Origin of the sequence: Desulfovibrio aminophilus DSM 12254, from assembly GCF_000422565.1 — a bacterium.
GTDB lineage: Bacteria > Desulfobacterota > Desulfovibrionia > Desulfovibrionales > Desulfovibrionaceae > Aminidesulfovibrio > Aminidesulfovibrio aminophilus.
Genome location: NZ_AUMA01000008.1, coordinates 51746 through 71498, shown reverse-complemented (window position 1 = coordinate 71498; position 19753 = coordinate 51746). Strand labels below are relative to the sequence as shown.

Here is a 19753-nt window from a genome sequence, read left to right as displayed (position 1 = left end):
TACACCCGCCCCCTTGCCGCGGCAAGAAAAATGAAGCCGGCGCCACCCCCCGGGGCGCCGGCAGGGAACGGGGCGGCCAGCGCCCCAATCTCTCCCCCGTCCCGGCGATCAGCCCGCGGCCTTGGCGCGGGTTTCACTTCCCTTGACGCTGCAGAACGACAGCTCCGCCCGCGCGGCCTTGGTCACGGGCACGAGCGTGAAGCCCAGTTCCTGGGCCATGTAGCGCAGTGGCGCCTCGTTCTTGGTCAGCTTCATGATCTGCATGAGGGTTTCCACGCCGAGCTTGGCGTTCTTGTCGAAAGGGTTCACCTCGCGCAGCAGCGTGGAGTAGGGCTTGCCGAGATCGGCCGCCAGCTGCTTGGCCGGTCGTTCACCCTCCAGAACCATGTCCTGCACGATCTTGGTTATGTTCTTGCGATACATGGGCAGTCCCCCCTTTGAGCGGCCGACCCGGATTTCGTCCACTCCCGGCCGCATGCGCTTTAGAAAAAAGCAACTGGCGTGCCAACCCGCTCTAATGTCGGGTGTTTGGATAATCATATTTTAAAATCAAATTGTTATATAAATTGTGTCCCACAACGAAACACCGGATGGGGGCCTCGGACAGTGTCCTTGAGACACAAGTGTCGCTACAGATATGTATCAAAACAAGACGACCTCCGGACACACGCCGTCCCGGTGGGATGGCGCGTGGCGACCGGTTCAGCCGGGGAAGCGGGTGATGCCGTATTCCAGAAGCTTGCGGTAGAGTGTGCTGCGGCTCACGCCGAGCAGGCGGGCGGTCTTGGCCTTGTTCCAATCCGTGCGGTTGAGGGCCTCCAGAATGTCGCCCCGGCCCGGTCCCCCGGCCTGCGGGTGCAGGGGGTCGAAGCCCTTGGATTGGGCGAAGGCGGCCAATTCCGGCGGCAGATGCTCGGGCGTGATGTTGCCGTCCCGGCAGAGCACGGCGGCGTGCTCCAGGGTGTGTTTCAACTCCCGGACATTGCCCGGCCAGGGATAGCGCAGAAACAAGGCCAGGATGTCCCCGGTCACGCCGGAGATGGCCCGGCCGAACTTCTCGCTGAAGTGCGTCACGAAGTGCTCGATGAGCAGCGGGATGTCCTCGGCCCGTTCGCGCAGGGGCGGCAGGGTCAGCTCCACGACCCGCAGGCGGTAGTACAGATCCTCGCGGAACAGGCCCTCGCGGACTTTCTGCGGCAAGTTCACGTTGGTGGCCGCCACTACCCGCACGTCGGCCCGGATGGTGGCGTGGTCGCCCACGCGTTCATACTCCTTCTGCTCCAGGAAACGCAGCAGCTTGATCTGCACGGAATGCGGCAGATCCCCGATCTCGTCCAGGAAGAGCGTGCCGCCCTGGGCGGCCTGGAACCGGCCGATGGTGTCCTTGACCGCGCCGGTGAAGGCCCCGCGCACATGGCCGAAGAGTTCGCTTTCCAGCAGGCTCGGGGCCAAGGCCGAGCAGTTCAGCCGTACCAGCGGCTTCTTGGCCCGGGGCCCCAACGCGTGCAGCGCCTCGGCCACCAGTTCCTTGCCGGTGCCGGACTCGCCGGTGACGAGCACGGTGGTCTCCACCCCGGCCAACTGGCGGATGAGGGCGAAGATGTCGCGCATCTTACGGCTCTGGCCCACCATGCCGCCCAGGCCCCCTTGCGTCGCGCCGCGCCCCCCGCCGTCCGGGGCCGGCAGGGGTTCGCGGGACTCCACGCGCAGCCGATGCTGGATCAGGGCGGCGTCCAGAGTCTCCTTGAGCGTGGCCAGAGAGCAGGGTTTGGTCAGAAAACGGTAGACCTGGCCCTTGTTCACCGCATCGATGGCCGTGGACATCTCGGGGTGCCCGGTGAGCATGATCCGCACGGTTTCCGGGGACTTGCGCGCCGCGGCGGCCAGCAGCCGAATGCCGTCCACGCCGGGCATGCGCATGTCGGCCACCACCACGGCGTAGCGCCCGCGCGCGCAGACCTTTTCCAGACCCCGGGCCGGGTCGGCCTCGGTCTCGATGTCCAGGCCGCGCAATGAACGGCGCAACGAGGCCAGGAAGTTGGGGTCGTCGTCGACGAAGAGAATGGTTTCGGCCATGGCCGCGTCGCGCCTACCGGCAGGTCCAGAGAGCGGCCTCGCGGATTTCACGGAATAGGGCCATGCTCACCGAGCCCATGAACAGACGGCCCAGCAGCCCCTCGCCCGCGCCGGTACGGCCCACGGCCACCGCGGCGTAGCGCCGATCCGAGGCCTCGCGCAAAATGGCCGGAGCCACCTTGGCGGCCTCCAAAACCCGTATGTCGATGCGTCCCGAGGCCATGCCGTTGCGCTCCAGCGCCTCCCGGGTGGCGGCGAAGATCGCTGCAGTATCCTCGGAATTGCCGGGGCGGGCCACATGCAGCATGGTCACGTTGTGCTCGGTCTCCTTGGCCAGCATGAAACCCACGTGGTCGGCCATGCGCAGGCTCGGCTCCGAGCCGTCGGCGCAGAGCAGCACGTTGCGACGCCCCCATTCGGGCTCACGGCAGATCCAGAGCGGGAAGGTGACTTCCTCCATGAGCAGGCCCTTGCTCACGCTCTCGTCCAGGATCTCGGCCAGCCGCATGGTGGCGCGCCGGCCCAGGACCACGGCGTCGTACAGCCCTTCCTCGCCCTCGCGCAGGATGGTCATGGCCCTGGACATTCCCTGCGAGCTGTGCTTGGTGTCGATATTGTCAGGCAGGAATCCGTGCTGCACGAGGATGCGCTTGCATTCCGCGAGGGTCTGCAGGCTCCGGTCCAGGTTGCGCTTGGCCATTTCCTCGCCCTGGGCCAGGGTCTCGAAGGACTTTTCCTCGGCCCATACGGCCGGGGCCTCGGCCACCACGTTGAACAGGGTCAGCCGGATGTCCCGCTTGTCCTGGAAGAAATAGGCCACGTAGCGGATGCCGTGCAGGTGCTGGGGATCGTTGCTGATCGTGACGAGAAGATGTCTGTCCATGCCGATCTCCTTCTACCGCGTATGAGCTGACCGTATTAGTTGCCTTTTTTGGATCGTATTGCAAGCTGCAACCGGGGGTGCCCCGCATGAACGACTCCGGAGAGAAGGCTCTGCGCGAAGACTACTGCCTCTATGAAAGCGGCGAGGGGGAATACCGCGTGGCCGTGCTCGGCACGGGTCCGGGCTTCCTCTCCATCGTGGACCTGCTCACCAGCCCGGACTTCCACGATTTTCTTCCCGGGTTCGAGCTGGTGGCCGTCGCCGAGCCGGGCCCGGACCGCTCCCGCCTGCGCGCGGTGGAGGCCGCCGGGGTTCCCGTCTATCCGACCTTCGAGGCCATGTGGGCCGCGCACCCGGACATCCGTTACCTGGTGGAACTGACCGGCAGGTTGCAGCGGATCGACGCCCTGCGCCGCGTCCTGCCGCCCACGGTGTCCCTCGTGGACCACGCCGCGGCCGTATTCTTCTGCGGCCTGCGGGACATGGCCAAGATGAAGACCCACTGCCAGGTCAGCCTGGACCGGCAACGCAACCTGCTGCAGGCCATCATCGACGAAGTGCGCGAGGACATCATCGTCCTGGATCTTCAGGGCCGCGTGGTGGACATGAACCGCAACGTCTGGCAGCGCACCGGCCTGTCCAAGGAGGCCCTGCTCGGCAAGGCCTGCTTCGAGGTCATGACCCTGCGCGACGGCCTGCCCTTCTGCCGGGTCATGGACCGGGACTGTCCTTTCCACAAGACCCTGGCGAACCGCGAGGCGGCCGAAACCCTCATGACCCGGGTCAACGCCGAAGGCCGCCTGCTCTACTTCCGAATCTACTCCTACCCCATCCTGGACGCCCTGGGGGCCATGACCCACATCATGGTCATGCAGCGCGACATCACCTCCCGGACCTACCGCGAGAAACACCAGCAGCAGGCCGACAAGCTGGCCGTCATCGGCGAGATGTCCACCTATCTGGCCCATGAGATCCGCAACCCGCTCTTCGCCATCGGCGGGTTCACCAACGCCCTGCTCCGCTCCACGGAGTTCTCCGGGGCCAGCCGCGAAAAGCTGACCATCATCGCCGAGGAGACCAAGCGCCTGGACCACATGCTCACGAGCATCCTGAACTTCGCCCGGCCCACCGGCGCGCCCACGGGCAGCGTGGACATCCGCCGTCTGGCCGCCGACACGGCGGAACTCATGGAGATCGGCTACGCCCGCCGGGGCTACGAATTTCCGGTGGACTGCCCGGCCGAACTGCCCAAGGTCAGCGGCGAACAGGAGATGCTCAAGCAGTGCCTGGTGAACCTCTACAAGAACTCCATCGAGGCCATGCCCGGCGGCGGAGTCATCGGGACCACCTGCGGGCTGGAGGGGGATTTCGTCTTCCTGCGCGTCACGGACAAGGGCCAGGGCATGTCCGGCCAGGATCTGGAAAAGGCGTGCAGCCCCTTCTACACCACCAAGGAACAGGGCTACGGCCTGGGTCTGGCCATGATCAAGAAGATCGTCGAGGAATTCGGCGGGCGCATCGACATCCAGAGCCGCCTGGGCGAGGGCACCGCCGTGACCCTCTTCCTGCCGCCCATGCTGGCGGTGCGGCCCGAGGCCCGGCCTGCGTCCTGAGGGCGCGGCCTTACTGCTCCACGTCCACGGTGTAGGCCACGGGCACTCCCGGCCCGTCGCCCGTGGGCGGCAGATCCAGCTCGAAACGCAGCACCCCGGCCTCGGGCCGAGAGTGCGGCTTGCCCGCCTCCACCAGCTTCCACTCGCCGGGCTGGATCTCGTCCAGGACCACCCGGCGCTTCTCGGACGAACCGTTGCGCAGGACGATCTCGAAGCTCGCCCGGTAGCGCCGTTCGCCCCTACGCTCGAAAGCGACCGTCCGGCGCTCGGCCGAGACGTCGAAGGAACGGCCCAGGGTCAGGGTCACGTCGCGGCCGCGCGGGGTATGCGCGAGGTGGTCCTCCCCGGCCGGCGCCAGACCTCCCGAGGCGGACTCGAAGACCCGGGCCACGCCGCCCGGCAGGGGCAGGCCCAGGCCGCCGTCCTTGGTGTTGCGGAAGGTCAGCACCGCCTCCAGAGGCTGGGGCCGTCTCCGGCCCAAGTCGCCCGGCGAGGCGTGAACCCGGCTGCGCAGCTCCCGGGTCACCGGCACCTTCCCGGCGTGCAGCAGGCTCACCCGCACGGACTGGCCGTCGGGCAGGTCCACGGTCCCGGGCAGGGTGTAGAGATGGTTCTCCCCCACCGCCTCGGGGGCCATGTTCGCCGCATCCATCGCGACGGCCCCGGCGGCCATCTCCTTGCGCATGGCGTAGGTCATGGGCGCGGCACGGTTCTGGTCCCCGGCCAGCAGGCGCACCTCGGCGGCCCGGAAGTCGCGTCCCGAGCCGTTCTCCAGGGTGATCCAGGCCGAGAGCCGGGCCGAGCGGCCCGAGGCGTCCAGTTCCAGGGCGTAGTCCGCGCCCCAGCCCAGGCCTCCGGTGAGATAGAGCAGCTCCAGGTCGCGAGGGCCGGAGGAGCGGCCCGACGTCTCCAGGGTCAGCAGGGGCCCGGGGGTCGCCGCCACGGCGGGCAGGATCAGGAATTCGGGTGTGGTGAGCTGAATCCGGCCGTCCACCAGCAGGGGAACGGGCGTATCGGCGGAGAGAAGCACGGCCGTGCGCCGAATGCGGCGGGAGGCATCCGCCGGGTCGGGCAGCAGGGCCTCGACCTCCCGGCCCACGAGGCGGCGCAGCAGGGTCCGGGCCTGGAACGGGTCCGCCTCGAAACGCAGCAACTCAATGGCCGGGGCCCCGGAGCCGCTGAAACGGGCCTGGATCGAACTCGGCTCCACGGCCAGGGGCAGGCCGGACACGGTCACGGAACCACGGCCTTTGGCCGGTTCCACGGAACGGACCTCGCGCACCAGGGTCCGGCCGCCGGAAGAGACGGTCAGGGACAGATCGCCGGAGGCCAGGGCCGGACAGGCCAGGGCCAGGACGGCCAGGATCGCGGGCAGGAAAGAAACGCGGCGCATGGCGGCCTCCTTCGGGCGTTCAGCCCTTGGCCGGAGGCTCGTCCTCCAGACCTTCCAGGATGAGTTCGTCGGCGGTCTCGCCCCGATCCGTCTTGAGCTTGTCGATCATCTGCACGAGCTTGGAGCGGTCGCTGGCCGAAAGCGTGGCCGTCTCCTCGGTGACGAGACCCTTCTGGAAAAGTTGGAAAAAACACTGGTCGAAGGTGTTCATGCCGTGCGGGCCGCCCTCTTCGAGCACGCCGTAATAGGTCTTGTCCAGGGTCTCGCCGCCCAGGATGAGTTCCTTGACCCGCAGGGTGTTGCGCATGACCTCGAAGGCGGCCACCCGGCCGTGGCCCTCGGCCTTGGGCAGGAGCCGCTGGGACACGACCCATTTCAGGCTCTCGGCCAGACGCATGCGGATGAGCCGCTCCTCCGAGGGATCGAAGAGCCCGATGATGCGGTTGATGGTCTGGCCGCAGTCCGTGGTGTGCAGGGTGGAGAGCACGAGGTGGCCGGTGGCGGCGGCCTGGAGCGCGATCTCCATGGTCTCGCGGTCGCGGATCTCGCCCACCAGGATGACCTTGGGGGCCTGGCGGAAGGCCGCGCGCAGACCCGAGGCGAAGGTGTCGAAGTCCACGCCCAGCTCACGTTGGTTCACCGTGCCCTTCTTGTGACGGTGGGTGAACTCCACCGGGTCTTCCAAGGTGATGATGTGCACGGCCTGATTCGTGTTGATGGCGTCCACCAGGGCGGCCAGGGAGTTGGACTTGCCCGAGCCCGTGCCGCCGGTGACCAGGATCAGGCCGTACTTCTCCTTGGCCATCTCGCGGAAGGCCTCGGGCAGCCCCAGATCCTCCATGGTCGGAATGCCGGTGGGCAGCCGGCGCAGGATCGCGGCCAGGGTGCCGCGCTGGCTGAAGATGTTCACCCGGAAGCGGGCCTTGCCCGGCAGGGCGTAGGACAGGTCGCAGGAGCCCTTGGCCCCCAGCGTTTTGATCAGCCGGGCGCTGTTATCCATGAGGGCGGCGGCCATGAGCTTGGTCTGGGCCGGGGTCAGGCGGGCGAACTCCGGCCCCAGGTCCACGTCGGCGAGCGCGCCGTCCACCTCGGCCTGCACGGCCCGGCCCGAGGTGATGATCACGTCCGAGACCTTGGGCTGGACGGCGACCAGCCGGGCCATGAGGGCGTCGAAATCCTGGCGCGTCATCTCAGACCTCCTTGCGCGGGCCGCCGTTCTTCATGAAGGGCCGTACCCGGTCCTTGTTCTGGGCGTAGACGTAGGCCGTGTCCGGGTCGATCATGCCCTTCTGGAGGTAGCGCAGGATGTCGTCGTCCACGGACTGCATGCCGTGCTCCCGGCCGGTCTGGATCATGGAGGCGATCTGGTGGTTCTTGCCCTCGCGGATGAGGTTGCGCACCGAGGGCACGCCGATGAGGATCTCCAGCGCGGCCACCCGGCCGGGCCGGTCCACGCGGCGGAAGAGCGTCTGGGACACGACCGCCCGCAGGGAGTCCGCGAAGCTGGCCCGAACCTGAGCCTGCATCTCCTCGGGAAAGACCTCGATGACCCGGTCCACGGTCTTGGCGGCCGAGACCGTGTGCAGGGTGGAGAGCACGAGGTGGCCGGTTTCGGCGGCCTCCAGGGCCAGGGCGATGGTCTCGTAGTCGCGCATCTCGCCCACCAGGATGATGTCCGGGTCCTCGCGCAGGGCCCCGCGCAGCGCGGCCTTGAAGCTCTTCGTGTCGCGGCCCACCTCGCGTTGGTTCACCAGGCAGCTCATGGGCTTGTGCACGAACTCAATGGGGTCCTCGATGGTGATGATGTGGTCCTTGCGGACCTTGTTGGCATAGTTCAGGATGGCCGCCAGGGTGGTGGACTTGCCCGACCCCGTGGGCCCGGTGACGAGCACCAGCCCCTTGGGCAGCAGGGCCAGATCCTGGAGCTTTTCCGGCAGGCCCAGTTCCTCCAGGGTGAGGATCTTCTCGGGAATCTGGCGGAACACGGCCGAGATGCCGTTCATCTGGCGGAAGAAGTTCACCCGGTAGCGGGCCAGCCCCGGCACGTCGTAACCGAAGTCCACGTCCCCGGTCTCCTCGAAGAGCTTGACCTTGTTCTCCGGGGTGATCTCGTAGAGCATCCGCACCAGTTCGTCGTGACCCAGCACCTTGAACTTGAAGCGGTGCAGCTCGCCGCGCAGGCGCATCATGGGCTGGGAGCCGCTGGACAGGTGCAGGTCCGAGCCGCCGTGCTCGTGGAGCATCTTGAAGAAGGCGTTGATCTGGGCCATCGGGCCTCCGCGTGAGAACGAAAGATTCGGATTTCGGATACCTTATCCGCCCGGCCGGACCAAGGCAAGACCGGGCGGAAACGCCATGAAAAAAGGGAGCCCGGAGGCTCCCTTGTCGATTTGCGTCAATCAAACGTCACTTGGGCCAGGGGATGGTGGCGTTGCCGTAGTTTCCCGTGCCGGTCCAGCCATCCCGGGCGATGACGACGAACACGTTGTCGGCATCGGGCGCGGTATAAGTAAACTCATAGTCGCCAACATCAACAGGGCTCACGCCGAGATAATCGTCAACAGCAAGCAAGGGGAGGCCCACCGTGGCGGACGTACCCGGCGTACCATGATCGAGAACATATTTCGCGTACGACATGTTGAACCGGGCGACGGCTTCAGAGGTGGCGCCTCGCCTGGCCGCGTTCTCCGCCTGGGTGCTCATGTCGAAATACTTCGGCGTCAGCACCGCAGCCAGGATGCCCAGGATGATGATGACCGAGATGAGTTCGATGAGCGTGAAGCCGCCCTGCTTCCTCTTGTTTTCGCGGGACATGAAGTCTCCTCCTGTGTGCCCGCCCCCCGGGGCGGATCGTTTTTTTTCAGCCCTGCCAGTGCCTCTTCTCTTACCCAAAGGAGACGCGGGCTTCCAGCAAAAAACTACAAGTTCCGTGCCAGCCGGGCGACATAATCATGGTCCGCCCGCAACCCCTTGCCGTTCTATATCATCCGCCGGATCAAAGGCATTCGCGCCCGGTTCCGCCGAGTCGGTTTTCCGTCACGCTCACATCCCGGCCATGGACTTCTGCATGAGCTCCACCAGAGGCAGGAACACGGCCAGGGCGAAGAAGCCCACCACGCCCGTAAGCCCCGCCACGAGCACCGGCCCGATGAGCTCGCTCATCTTGGACACCGAGTACTCCACCTCGTCGTCATAGTGCTGGGCCGCCTCCTTGAGCATCTCCTCCAACTGGCCCGACTCCTCGCCGATGGCGATCATGGTGATCATCATGGGCGTGAAGTAGCGCGCCGAGCGCAGGGGCTCGGCCAGGCCACGGCCCTGCTCCAGCTTCTCCCGGAGCGTGTCGAACTGGGCCGCGATGGCCGCGTTGCCGATGGTCCCGGAGATGATCTCCACCGACTCCAGCACCGTGATGCCGCTGGCCTGGAGAATGGCGAAGATGCTGGCGAAACGGGCCATGGCCGCCTTGGCGAAGACCTTGCCCAGGATCGGCAGACGCAGGAGCATGGTGTCGCGGAAGAGCCGTCCCCGGGTCGTCCGGAACCAGACCGCCAGACCGAAGAACCCGCCCGCGACCAGGGGCAGAACCAGGGCCCAGTAATGCGTCAGGATCGCGTGGATGCCGATCATGACCCGGGTGGGCATGGGCAGGGACACGCCCGCGTTCCTGAACAGGCTGATGAAGTTGGGAAAGACGAACAGCACCAGGACGAAGAAGGCGATGACCAGGGCCACGAGCACGATGACCGGGTAGGTCAGGGCGCTCTTGATGTCCTTCTTGACCTTGAACTCGTGCTCCACGATGTAGATGAGCCGCCCCAGCACGTCGATGAGCGTGCCCGAGATCTCGCCCGCCCGGATCATGTTGCAGTAGAGCGGCGTGAACACCGCTGAATGCTTGAAGAAGGCCCGGTAGAGCGAAGCGCCCTGGCGGATGTCCTGGGCGATGTCGATGATCGCGGCACGCAGCCTGGGGTTCTCGGTCTGGTTCTCCAGAACCTCCAGGGTCTGGACCACGGCGATGCCCGCCGAGAGCATGGTGCGGAACTGCTTGGTGAAGAGGATCACGTCCTGGGGCTTGACCGCCGTGAACCGGGCCGCCCAGCTCCCGCCCGCCTTGACCTGACCGCCGCTCCGCGCCCGGCGAACCGAGGAGGGAATGAGCCCCTTCTCCGCCACGAGCATGCGCGCGGCCTCGGCGCTCTCGGCCTCCAGGCTGCCGGAGACCCGCGAGCCGCTCTCCGTGATGGCCTTGTAGGTGAAGGACGGCACGCCGGGCTCCCCGTCAGCTCATCACCGCCGTGGCGGCCTCTTCCAGGGTGGTCAGGCCGCGCACGGCCTTGGTCAGGGCGTCGGCGCGCAGCAGGCGCATGCGTTTGGAGACCACGGCGGCTTTGGATATCTCCCGGGCCGAGGCGCGCTTCAGGATGAGGTCCTGGATGGCGTCGTCCACGGCCAGAACCTCGAACAGGGCCATGCGGCCGGAAAAACCGGTCTGCATGCACTTGCGGCAGCCCGTCCCGCGTTTGAAGACGTATTTCCCCGGGGTCAGGCCGAGGGTCCGTTGCAGCTCTTCGGAGGGCGTGTACTCCTCCAGGCAGTGCGGGCAGTTGCGGCGCACGAGGCGCTGGCTCACCGTGACGAGCATGACCGAGGAGACGAGGAAGGGCTCCACGCCCATGTCGATGAGCCGCACGGTGGCCGAGGCCGCGTCGTTGGTGTGCAGGGTGGTCAGCACCTTGTGGCCGGTGAGGGCCGCCTGGGTGGCGATGGAGGCCGTCTCCTGGTCGCGGATCTCGCCCACCAGGATGACGTCCGGATCCTGGCGCAGGATGGAGCGCAGGCCCGAGGCGAAGGTCATGCCCGCGCGGCGGTTGAGCTGTACTTGGCGGATGCCCTGGATGCGGTACTCCACCGGGTCTTCCAGGGTGATGATGTTGATGTCCGGCCGGTTGATGTGGCGCAGGATGGAATAGAGCGTGGTGGTCTTGCCCGAGCCCGTGGGTCCGGCGGAGACGATGAGGCCGTAAGGCTTTTCCACGGCCTTGCGGATCTTGGCCATGTCCGTCTCGGCCAGCCCCAGTTCGGGCAGGGTCAGGCCGTGGGCGTTGCGGTCCAGAAGCCGAAGCACGAGGTTCTCGCCGTGGATGGTGGGCAGCGACGAGACGCGGACGTTGAATTCCTTGTTCTGGGCCTTGAAGGAGAAGCGGCCGTCCTGCGGAATCTTGCTCACCGCGATGTCCATGTTGGCCATGATCTTGATGCGCGAGACCAGGGGCAGGAAGACGTTCTTCGGCGGGGCGGGCACTGCCCGAAGCTTGCCGTCCACGCGGAAGCGCGAGTGGACGTACTCCCGCTCGGGGCTCAGATGGATGTCGCTGGCCTTCTCGCGCACGGCCTGGTTCAGGATCGAGTTGACCATGCGAATGATCGGGGCCTGGTCGGCCTCGTCCTGCAGGGTGTCGACGGCAATGTCCCCGGGCTCCTCCTCCTTGGCCGCCGTCTCCTCGTCCTCCACGCCGTCGTAGACGTCCTCGGACAGTCCCCCCCGGCCGTAAATGGAGTCGAAGAGCAGATCGAAATCGTTCTCCGAGCAGATGACCGGCTCCACCTCGAGGTTGGTGGCGATCTCCACCGTGTCCAGGGCGTTGATGTCCATGGGGTCGGGCATGGCGATGAGCAGCCGGTTGCCCTTGCGCGCCAGGGGCACGAGACGGTTCTTCTGGGCCAGTTCCTCGGAGACCAGGGCCGAGGCCCCGTCCTCATAGGGATACTTGTCCGGGGAATACTTGGGAATCTTGAGCTGGCGGCTGACCAGATCGACGATCTGCTGCTCCTTGAGCAGGCCGGACTGGATGAGGTACTGGCCGAGTTTGAGGCCGGACTCCTTCTGCCCGGCCAGGGCCTGCTCCAGCTGGGACTGGGAGATCATCCCGTTCTCCAGGAGCAGCTCGCCCAGACGCTTGCGCTCACGAATGGCCATGATGTCCTTCCGCCTATCCGCCGTTCTTAACCAGGCGCAGGGTGGTCGCGTCCAGGCGGCCCAGGAATCGCCCATCCTTGCGGGCGAACTGGAGCATGCGGGCCTCGTCCTTCAGGCCGGCAGGCAGTGAGCCGATGAGGGCCAGCGCCGGGGATTCGCTCAAGAACGGGGTCTCCGCGACCACGGAAAACTCGGCGCCCTGCCCCCGGCCGCGCCAGACCAACAGCCGCAGGGGAGTGGAAAGGCGTCCCAGCCTCCGCAGTTCGGCGTAGGCCTTGTCCAGGCTTCCGGCGCGGGCCAGCTGCACCCAGATGAGCCGCTTGAAGGCCGGGTCGCGATTCTCCGGGGGCTCGGGCAGGCGGATTTCCAGTCCGGGCCGGGATTCGTCGGGCGACTTCAGGCTGGGGTTGGCGGCCAGCACGAGGGCCAAAAGTTCGTCACTCGCCGCGCCGTAAACGTCGCGGACCACTTCTCTCGGAAGCTCGCCCTGCTCCAGGCGCAGCGTACCGAGCACGGCGGGTTCCTCCCTGGAGGGAGCGGACGCCGCCGGAGCCTCCTGCTCCGCCGGAGCGGGGACGACCACGGGCGCGGCCGGAGTCTCGGTCACGGGCTCGGCCACGGGACGGCGCACTTCCCTGGCGGGCTCGACGGGCAGGATGCGCGCGGCGGCCTCGGTGAGCCCGGCGATGGTCCGGTTCTGGCGCACGCCGCCCAGATCGAAGCGGTACAGAGCCCAGACCCCGGCGCAGGCCATGAACAGGACGGACAGAGCGATGACCGCGTGACTGAATGCCCGGCGCACCTGGCGCCGCTCCTGCCCCACGCAGGCGCGCACCAGCCGCCAGCCCGCGCGGCCCTTGCGGCGGATGAGCAGCTCCAGAACGACCTTGTGGCAGAGCCGCACGATGCGCCGCGGGTAGCCGCCGCTGGCCCGATGCACGGCCCAGCAGGCCAGGCCGGAGAAAAGGTCCGGCGGGGCGCTCTTGTCCGCGGCGGCCTCGGTCAGCCGGAAGCGGATCATGGCCCGCGTCTCGGCGAAATCCAGGGGCCGCAGGCGGTGGTAGCAGTTGACCCGGTCCAGAAGGTTCCGCATCTCCTCCAGCACAGGCTCGATCTCGCGCTGGGCGAAGACCACGATCTGCAGAAGTTTCTGGGCGTTGGTCTCGTAGTTCAACAGTTCGCGCAGCAGCTCCAGGCATTCGGGCGTGAGCTTCTGCCCTTCGTCGATGATCAGCACCGGCAGGCGGCCTTCACGCACGCCCAGGCGGAAGAGGGCCTTCTTGATGCCCTCCTTGAGCCGCCAGACATCCACGCCGGGCGCGGCCTCGCGGCCGGTGAAGAAGCCGAAGAGCACGCGCAGGAAGGCCTCGCCCGAGGGGAAAAGCGGGTCAAGCAGGAGATGCACGGCGATCTCCGGGCTCTGGGACAAGTGCCGGACGAAGCGGCGGCAGAGCGTGGTCTTGCCCGTGCCGATCTCGCCGGTGACCACGCACAGCCCACGCCGCAGGCGCACCGAAATCTCCAGCTGCTGGAGGCAGGAGGCGTGCTGGACCGAGTCGTAAAGGAAATTGGGGTCCGGCGAGTTGGAGAAAGGCTCTCGGGCCAGCCCAAGGGGCGCGTAATAGTTCACTGACGGGCCTCCGTCGGGCGCGCGCCGGAAGCGGCCTCGATCTCGGCGGCCTCGCGGCGGCGCTTGTCCTCAAGCTCCCGCTCGATTTCCGACAACGTCTTCTGGATCTCTCCCGGCCGCCACTCGGCCAGCACCTCGGGGGTGATGAAGATGAGGTACTCGTCGAGGGTCTCGGTGCTCTCCTTGCTGCCGAAGAGCCAGCCCACGCCGGGCGCGTTCTTGAGTCCCGGAACGCCCGCGCTGGCCTTGGACGTGCGCTGCTTGCTCAGGCCGGAGATGACCACGGTCTCGCCGTCGCGGGCGATGAGCGTGGTCTCGGTCTGTTTCTTGATGATGAACGGGTTGCCGTCCACCTCCCGGGACGTGTCCACCTCGTCCTTCTTGATGAGCACGGCCAGTTTGAGGAAGTCCGCGTCGATGATGTGCGGGGTGATCTCCAGGCGCAGGACCACGTCCTGGAACTCCACGGAGGTGGTCTGGTCCGCGCCCGTGCCCTCGATGGTCTGGTACGGCACCCGCTCCCCGCTCTCGGTGTAGGCCTTCTGGTTGTCCAGGGTGGTGATGGAGGGGCTGGAGATGATGTTCAGCTTGCCCTCGTCCTGCAGAGCCTTGAGCTGGAGTTCCAGGATGTTGCCGCCGATCTTGCCGAACATGAGTCCCAGGGCCGTGGCGCCGGTGCCGCCCTGCTTCGGGTAGTTGCTCGGCGTGAAATCCAGGCCGTAGCCCAGGCCGGACATGCCCGTGCCCAGATTGTACTTGGCCCCGCCCTTCTGGGGGTCCGTGGCCGAGGTGTTCGAGCCGCCCGGGACGACCCAGGCCTTGTTGCCGGAGCGCACGTCGCCGGCGAAGGAACCGCCCCACTGCACGCCCAGGGCCCGGGCGGTGTCCTGGGTGGTCTCCACGATGTAGGCCCGCAGCTTGATCTGGGAACGCGGCCGGTCCAGGTTCTCCACCAGCCGGAGGAACTTGTCCTGGTCCGTGGCGATGGTCTGGACGATGACCGAGTTGGTGTTGGCGTCCACGTCGATGGAGCCGAGCACCTTGCCCTCCGGATCCTTGGTCAGAAATTTCTCCAGGCTGTCCTTGAGATTCTTCACATCCGCGAACTTGACCTTGATCACGCTGGTGGTCAGGGGCGAGGTCTTCTCCATGGACAGGCGCTCGGTGAGGCGCTTCTTGCGCAGCACGTCGAACTGGAGGTCGGACTCCATGTCCTCCAGGGTCATGACCCGGATGATGTCGCCCTCCCAGGCGAAGGCCAACTTGTTGGAGCGCAGCACGCCCCGGAAGACTTGATCCCAGGGCATGTCCTGGATGTTCACGCTGACCGCGCCCTCGACCTTGGGGCTGACCACGATGCTCTGACGCGCGGCCCGGGCCAGGGCTTGGAGCAGGGCCACCACATCGGCGTTGTGCATGCGCAGGGAAACCTTGACCGTCGGCAGGGGGCGCTCTGTCTCCTCGGTGGGCCGGGCCACGATCTTCTGCTGGTGGACCACCTCCCGGCGTTCCGGGTCCACCCCGGCGGACTTGGGCACGGAATGCCCCTGGGACTGCTCGGCCATGACCTTGTACTTGTCCATGCCCGGGTCGGTTTCAGGCGCCTTCTTCTCGGCGCAGGCCAGGGGAAGCAGGCACAGGAGCAGCGCGGCGGCTCGAAGTACGCGGTGTCGGATGAAGAATCCCATGCCCTCTACCTGCCCACCTTCACATCCACGGTTTTGACGGGATCCTCCACCAACGGCAGCTTGCGTGCGCCAACGCGGCCGCCGCCGTCCTTGCGCACCAGCTCGACGTAGCTCGGCTGGATGCTCGAAACCACGAAGCCCGTGCCCTCGATCTCCTCGCCCACGGCATATTCGACGCCGCTGATCACGGCCAGCAGACGGTCCCCCGCGCGCACGAACCCCTTGTAGCTCAAGCCGTCACCCTCGGCCACCCCCGACGAGCCGGGAAAAAAGAACTCCCCCTCCGAGGCGTAGAACGGCGAGAGCGGGGGCTCCCGGCGCAACAGGTCCACACGGTGCTGGTCCACCTCGGTCATGGGCGTCTTTTCCAACATCTGCCGGGCAGCCTGCACGGTCCTGGCCGCCTCCTGACGGGCCTCCTCGACGCTCGGGCGACCGGCCGCCTGCTTTCCGGGCTTGCCGGAAAGCAGATCGAACGCCGCGTACCCCAGGGTCAGGAGCATGAGCCCCACCAGTATGGCCTGCCTTTTCTGCAACACGCACCAGCACCTTTGCTCACGTCAGGGCGAAACGCATCTGAACGAAAAATTCCAGCCCCTCGGGCACTGCCCGAACCTCCACACGCTCCACCCGGTTGAGGCTCGGCAGACTTTGCAACTCCAGGTAGAACAGCCGGAACTGCGCGAGCTGACCGGAAAAAACCCCCTGAAGCATGACCCGCGAACGATCCAACAGCACCGAGTTCACGTCCAGGGTCATTTCCAGGACGCTCAGGCCGGCGGCCTGCGCCTTGCCCTGCACCAACCCCGGCAAATCCTGAAGTTTCTGCCGGTCCAGCGGAGCATGGGCCGGGAAACCGAAGCTCAGGCCCGCCTCCCGCTCGGCCGCCCGCCGCAACTCGGCGAACATCGGCGCGAAAGCTTCCTGGCGGGCGATCTTCTCCTGGACCCCGGCGATGGCCGTGTCCAGATCCGCGAGCCGCGCACGCGAGGGAATCACCAGCACGGCGGCCACTATCCCGATGATCGCCAGGGCTAACAGCGACTTGAGCAGGAGCCGGGTGTCCTCGGGTTTGAGCTTCCATTCCACCGCCGCCCCCTAAGCCAGCCCGATGTGCAGGACCACATGCATGACCTTGCCCTCGGGCACGAAATCCTGAACCGCGTTGGAATGGATCACCGGGGCCCCGAACAGGGGCGAGGCGTCCAGTTCGATGAGAAAACGCGACAGCGTGGTGTCGAACTCGCCGGGATCGCCCAGAATCATGGCGTCCACGACCATGAGCCGCGTGGGGCCGTTCTTGACCGCCGCCCCCTGGGCGGGCTGTCTTCCCTGCGGCTGCGGCGCGGACGCCTTGCCGAAATCCAGGGTCAGGTTGAGAACCTTCACGTTCGGCGGCAGGATGTTGGACAGCTCGGCCAGCACGGCCAGGGTTTCCAGGCGCTCCCCGGCGTCCTTGAGATCACGCCGCAGAACCCCGACATCCGCAGCCAGCTTGAGCAGGGCAGGCGCCTCCAACGGCGGCTGAAAACGCGCCAGTGTCTGTTCCATCCTCCGCAGTTCAGCCTCGCGGCCGCGCACCTGGGTCTGGCCGAGGAAGTACAGTCCGCCAGCCACGACGATGAGCAGAGCCGCGGCCGCGGCGACCAAGTCGTTGAGCCGCGCCCGGCGGCGCGCCGCGGCCCGGCGGCGGTAGTTCTCGTGCAGATTGAGCGTGAACGCTCCGTCGGAAAAAGCCAAGGCGCCCGCGAGAGCCATGTCCAGTCGATCGGACTCCTCGGCCAGGGCCCAACGAGCCAAGTCGCCTCGGTGGAGCAGCGGATCGAAGGTCTCCTCGCGCAGTCCCAACTGACCGGCCATGAAATTGCGCACCTGGGCGCAGGCGAAGAGCTCCCCGGAAAACACGATCCGTTCCACGCGCTGGCCGAAGTTGGCGAAGAAGTAGTCCAGGGTGCGCTCCACTTGGCGCGCCAGGCGTCCCATCGCCGGCTCCACGATCTGAAAGACCGCCTCGGGGTCCAGGCACTCCCCGCCGGCGGCGGACTCCTGGCAGAGCAACTTGGCCGACAACAGCCTGCGGGACGCGGCAAGGTCCAGGGACTGGACACGCAAGGCGTCCGGCATGGACTCCAACAGCGCCTCGGCCATGCTGTTGGCTCCGGATTTGATGGTCCGGCAGAAGAGCACCTTGCGGCCCTCGCAGATGGTGATGCAGGAGAATCCCGCGTCCATGTGCAGGATCGCGGCGATGCCCCCAGGGTCGGTCCCGGCGCGGCGCAGGGCGTTGAGTTGGACGCCGGGGATGGTGGTCACTCCGGCCAGCTGCACCCCGGCGCGGGAGAAGAGCCGCGCGACGGCCTCCACGTCCTCCCGCCTGGCCAGGCAGGCCAAAACCTCGATCTTGTCCACGCCCTTGTCGCTCACCGGGCCTTGGGACCGCAGATCAAGCATCGACTCTTCGTCGGAAAACTTGCGCTCCTTCTGGAGCTTCCAGTAGGCGCTCTCCTCCACCCGCCGGGGAGACACCTTGGGGATGAGCACCGGGACCAGGTCGAAGTCGCTGGAACGGATGAGGGTCCAGATTTCGGCCTGCCCCAGACCACCGTTCATGCGCCGCAGACAATCGCCAAGGAAGGCGGAAAAATCGGGAGAATCGGGGGTCAGGCCGTCCGGATAAGGCATGCGCGCGGCGTCCAGCACACGCGGGGAATCCCCGCGCGACATCTTGACCATGCACAGGCTGTCCTCGCGCAGATCCACACCCAGCGCGGCCCCGCGCCGCAGGCCGCCGAAGCCGAGGGAAAACCGGGGTCGGCGGAAGCGCACCTTGCGGAGCGGAGCGGCGGATTCGGCCGCCGAAGACACGGGGCCGGGCGCGCCTTGGGGAGAAGCGCCTTCCCGGATGACCTGCAACAAGGCTTCCGTGGAGTCGAGTCTGTCCCGCTTCTTCACCCGATGTCCTTCCGCGTTCCGGCCGCCGCTTCAGGCGTCACCGTGGCCCATCCCTCCGGAAGACCTGAACCGCTTCCACCCGTCCAAGCGACTGTTTTTCCCAGTCATTATAATGGCTTTCACCTGGATTGTCATATTTCGTCATCGTTGTCGTTTCCGCCCCGCGCGCCTCGCCGCCACAAGGGGTCCGGACAATCTTTAGACATTTTTTAGTGCATAGCCAATTTCACAGGAGAAGAAAAGGCCGAATCGCTCAGATTATAACGGCGTTACGGCTTCTTCACCTGTGTCAACGGTTTGCGGTCGGCAGAGCGGGGAAATCGGCGCTGGTCGAGAGTCGCGGGGCGCAGTCCAAATCGCTCCAGCGTTCAGAAAAATGACTCACCTGGCGCACCGCGTCAGGAGTACAGGTCCGGGCCGCCGCGACGGAGAAACGGCCCGGACCTTGCGAGAGGGAGAGGGAGCGGAAAAAAAGACTTTCGCCGAAAAAAATTATCGCAGGGAGTGGATGTCCAGTCTGCGGCCGCAGCAAGGGCAGACGGCCAGACTGCGACGCTCCACGGCTCCTTGCCCCCAGAAACGGGTTTCCCAGGGACGGGCGCTGTTGAGCTTGTACTCCACCAGAACCGGCGCGCCGCAGGAACAGAATCTCTTTTGCATGGACGTTCTCCTTGCCTCGAAGTTCTGAAAGGCGAAACCGCGATACCCCGTGCAATCACCATCAATGGAAATGTTGTTCATAACTAAACCCATGCCTGGTTTTTGTCAATATAAAATTGACATCGGCGACAAAAAAAACTACCGGTATTCCCGCGAAACCCAAAGCACCCGCCCGATGACCCGCACGCTGTCAAGCTGATCGCCCGCCAGATGCACGGGATCATAGTCCGGATTGTCGCTGCGCAGCACGAGCTGGCCGGGAAGCTTCTCGATGCGCTTGACCATGACCGTGTCCTCGACGCCCACGGCGTAGATGCCTCCGGCCAGGATGTCGGAACGGGACTGGTCCACGAGCACGGTGTCGCCCTCGCGGATTTCAGGCTCCATGCTGTTGCCCACCACGGACATGAGCACCATGCTCACGGGGTTGCCCCGGGCCCGCAGCCAGTCCGCGCGGAAGGCGTACCAGCCCTCCACCTGCCCATCGGTTTCGAAGGAACCGCCTCCGGCGCAGAGCCGGGCCCGCACCTTGGGCACCCTCTCGAAGCCGTCGCCCTCGGGAACGGCCGGTGCGAACCTCGGGGTTCCGCGACCTCCCCCGAGCCAAGCCGGGTTCAGTCCGTTGGCCTGGGCCAGATCGAGAACCCAGCGGGCCGGAACCTGGTCCTTGCGTTTGGCCAGGGACACGGCGGCCCGCCCCAGGCCCAGGGCCCGGGCCAGATCGGACTGGGAGGCGATATCCGTCTCCTCGGTCAACCGCTGAAAAAACGCCTCGAAACCATCCCGACGGCCCATGCGGCCTCCTGTTGTCATTCGCTTAACTTTTCTTAAACACTCTGTCAATGATTCAGACAAAGGATTATTATTTTCGTTCC

General features: G+C 66.3%; 17 protein-coding genes. 1 reads left to right on the top strand and 16 read right to left on the bottom strand.

The window, feature by feature from the left end; all coding sequences use genetic code 11:
* Positions 1 to 108 precede the first annotated feature (108 nt).
* The 3 genes from H587_RS0105470 to H587_RS0105460 form a co-directional block, all read right to left on the bottom strand.
* The gene (locus tag H587_RS0105470) at positions 109 to 423 is read right to left on the bottom strand and encodes a phage regulatory CII family protein (protein ID WP_027175412.1); all 315 of its coding nucleotides are present in this window, start codon (positions 421 to 423) and stop codon (positions 109 to 111) included.
* Positions 424 to 702: 279 nt separating this feature from the next.
* Positions 703 to 2076, bottom strand: coding sequence for a sigma-54-dependent transcriptional regulator (locus H587_RS0105465; protein ID WP_027175411.1), 1374 nt, complete (start codon positions 2074 to 2076; stop codon positions 703 to 705).
* A 13-nt stretch (positions 2077 to 2089) separates the two neighbouring features.
* Positions 2090 to 2959, bottom strand: coding sequence for a universal stress protein (locus tag H587_RS0105460; RefSeq protein WP_027175410.1), 870 nt, complete (start codon positions 2957 to 2959; stop codon positions 2090 to 2092).
* 86 nt (positions 2960 to 3045) lie between these two features.
* On the opposite strand from H587_RS0105460, the gene H587_RS0105455 reads away from it, so the two are divergent.
* Entirely contained in the window at positions 3046 to 4572 is a 1527-nt protein-coding gene (locus H587_RS0105455) for a two-component system sensor histidine kinase NtrB (RefSeq protein ID WP_027175409.1), read from the top strand.
* Between the two features lie 10 nt (positions 4573 to 4582).
* Here H587_RS0105455 and H587_RS19555 read toward each other — a convergent pair whose 3' ends face one another.
* From H587_RS19555 to H587_RS0105390, 13 genes are all read right to left on the bottom strand, one after another.
* On the bottom strand, positions 4583 to 5965 hold the full coding sequence (locus tag H587_RS19555; protein WP_051202466.1) for a DUF4139 domain-containing protein: 1383 nt from the start codon (positions 5963 to 5965) through the stop codon (positions 4583 to 4585).
* A 19-nt stretch (positions 5966 to 5984) separates the two neighbouring features.
* The gene (locus tag H587_RS0105445; RefSeq protein WP_027175408.1) at positions 5985 to 7154 is read right to left on the bottom strand and encodes a type IV pilus twitching motility protein PilT; all 1170 of its coding nucleotides are present in this window, start codon (positions 7152 to 7154) and stop codon (positions 5985 to 5987) included.
* A 1-nt stretch (position 7155) separates the two neighbouring features.
* Positions 7156 to 8235 (bottom strand): type IV pilus twitching motility protein PilT, encoded by a 1080-nt coding sequence (locus tag H587_RS0105440; RefSeq protein ID WP_027175407.1) that lies wholly within the window; start codon positions 8233 to 8235, stop codon positions 7156 to 7158.
* Between the two features lie 136 nt (positions 8236 to 8371).
* Positions 8372 to 8779, bottom strand: a complete 408-nt coding sequence (locus H587_RS19550; protein WP_051202465.1) for a type II secretion system protein — start codon at positions 8777 to 8779, stop codon at positions 8372 to 8374.
* Between the two features lie 228 nt (positions 8780 to 9007).
* Positions 9008 to 10237: a type II secretion system F family protein gene (locus H587_RS0105430; protein ID WP_027175406.1), complete on the bottom strand. Its 1230-nt coding sequence runs from the start codon at positions 10235 to 10237 to the stop codon at positions 9008 to 9010.
* A gap of 13 nt (positions 10238 to 10250) precedes the next feature.
* Entirely contained in the window at positions 10251 to 11948 is a 1698-nt protein-coding gene (locus tag H587_RS0105425) for a GspE/PulE family protein (RefSeq protein ID WP_034608621.1), read from the bottom strand.
* 13 nt (positions 11949 to 11961) lie between these two features.
* A complete protein-coding gene (locus tag H587_RS19545; protein ID WP_051202464.1) occupies positions 11962 to 13578 on the bottom strand; it encodes an ExeA family protein in 1617 nt (538 codons plus the stop codon).
* Complete coding sequence (gene pilQ, locus H587_RS17380) at positions 13575 to 15266, bottom strand: type IV pilus secretin PilQ (RefSeq protein ID WP_084630432.1); 1692 nt, start codon at positions 15264 to 15266, stop codon at positions 13575 to 13577. The genes H587_RS19545 and pilQ overlap by 4 nt, the downstream gene beginning before the upstream one ends.
* Positions 15267 to 15271: 5 nt before the next feature.
* Complete coding sequence (locus H587_RS0105410; RefSeq protein ID WP_027175404.1) at positions 15272 to 15805, bottom strand: hypothetical protein; 534 nt, start codon at positions 15803 to 15805, stop codon at positions 15272 to 15274.
* A 16-nt stretch (positions 15806 to 15821) separates the two neighbouring features.
* The gene (locus H587_RS0105405) at positions 15822 to 16355 is read right to left on the bottom strand and encodes a hypothetical protein (RefSeq protein ID WP_027175403.1); all 534 of its coding nucleotides are present in this window, start codon (positions 16353 to 16355) and stop codon (positions 15822 to 15824) included.
* A gap of 9 nt (positions 16356 to 16364) precedes the next feature.
* Positions 16365 to 18218 (bottom strand): type IV pilus biogenesis protein PilM, encoded by a 1854-nt coding sequence (locus tag H587_RS0105400; RefSeq protein WP_027175402.1) that lies wholly within the window; start codon positions 18216 to 18218, stop codon positions 16365 to 16367.
* Between the two features lie 492 nt (positions 18219 to 18710).
* Positions 18711 to 18878: a hypothetical protein gene (locus tag H587_RS20530; protein WP_156904461.1), complete on the bottom strand. Its 168-nt coding sequence runs from the start codon at positions 18876 to 18878 to the stop codon at positions 18711 to 18713.
* 138 nt (positions 18879 to 19016) lie between these two features.
* Complete coding sequence (locus tag H587_RS0105390) at positions 19017 to 19673, bottom strand: LexA family transcriptional regulator (RefSeq protein WP_027175401.1); 657 nt, start codon at positions 19671 to 19673, stop codon at positions 19017 to 19019.
* Positions 19674 to 19753: the final 80 nt, after the last annotated feature.

Coding starts and splice junctions, on each gene's coding strand:
- H587_RS0105440 (WP_027175407.1), bottom strand. CDS start 8,235: ATGGCCCAGATCAACGCCTTCTTCAAGATGCTCCACGAGCACGGCGGC.
- H587_RS20530 (WP_156904461.1), bottom strand. CDS start 18,878: ATGCAAAAGAGATTCTGTTCCTGCGGCGCGCCGGTTCTGGTGGAGTAC.
- H587_RS0105390 (WP_027175401.1), bottom strand. CDS start 19,673: ATGGGCCGTCGGGATGGTTTCGAGGCGTTTTTTCAGCGGTTGACCGAG.
- H587_RS0105445 (WP_027175408.1), bottom strand. CDS start 7,154: ATGACGCGCCAGGATTTCGACGCCCTCATGGCCCGGCTGGTCGCCGTC.
- H587_RS19555 (WP_051202466.1), bottom strand. CDS start 5,965: ATGCGCCGCGTTTCTTTCCTGCCCGCGATCCTGGCCGTCCTGGCCCTG.
- H587_RS0105470 (WP_027175412.1), bottom strand. CDS start 423: ATGTATCGCAAGAACATAACCAAGATCGTGCAGGACATGGTTCTGGAG.
- H587_RS19550 (WP_051202465.1), bottom strand. CDS start 8,779: ATGTCCCGCGAAAACAAGAGGAAGCAGGGCGGCTTCACGCTCATCGAA.
- H587_RS0105425 (WP_034608621.1), bottom strand. CDS start 11,948: ATGGCCATTCGTGAGCGCAAGCGTCTGGGCGAGCTGCTCCTGGAGAAC.
- pilQ (WP_084630432.1), bottom strand. CDS start 15,266: ATGGGATTCTTCATCCGACACCGCGTACTTCGAGCCGCCGCGCTGCTC.
- H587_RS0105465 (WP_027175411.1), bottom strand. CDS start 2,076: ATGGCCGAAACCATTCTCTTCGTCGACGACGACCCCAACTTCCTGGCC.
- H587_RS0105460 (WP_027175410.1), bottom strand. CDS start 2,959: ATGGACAGACATCTTCTCGTCACGATCAGCAACGATCCCCAGCACCTG.
- H587_RS0105455 (WP_027175409.1), top strand. CDS start 3,046: ATGAACGACTCCGGAGAGAAGGCTCTGCGCGAAGACTACTGCCTCTAT.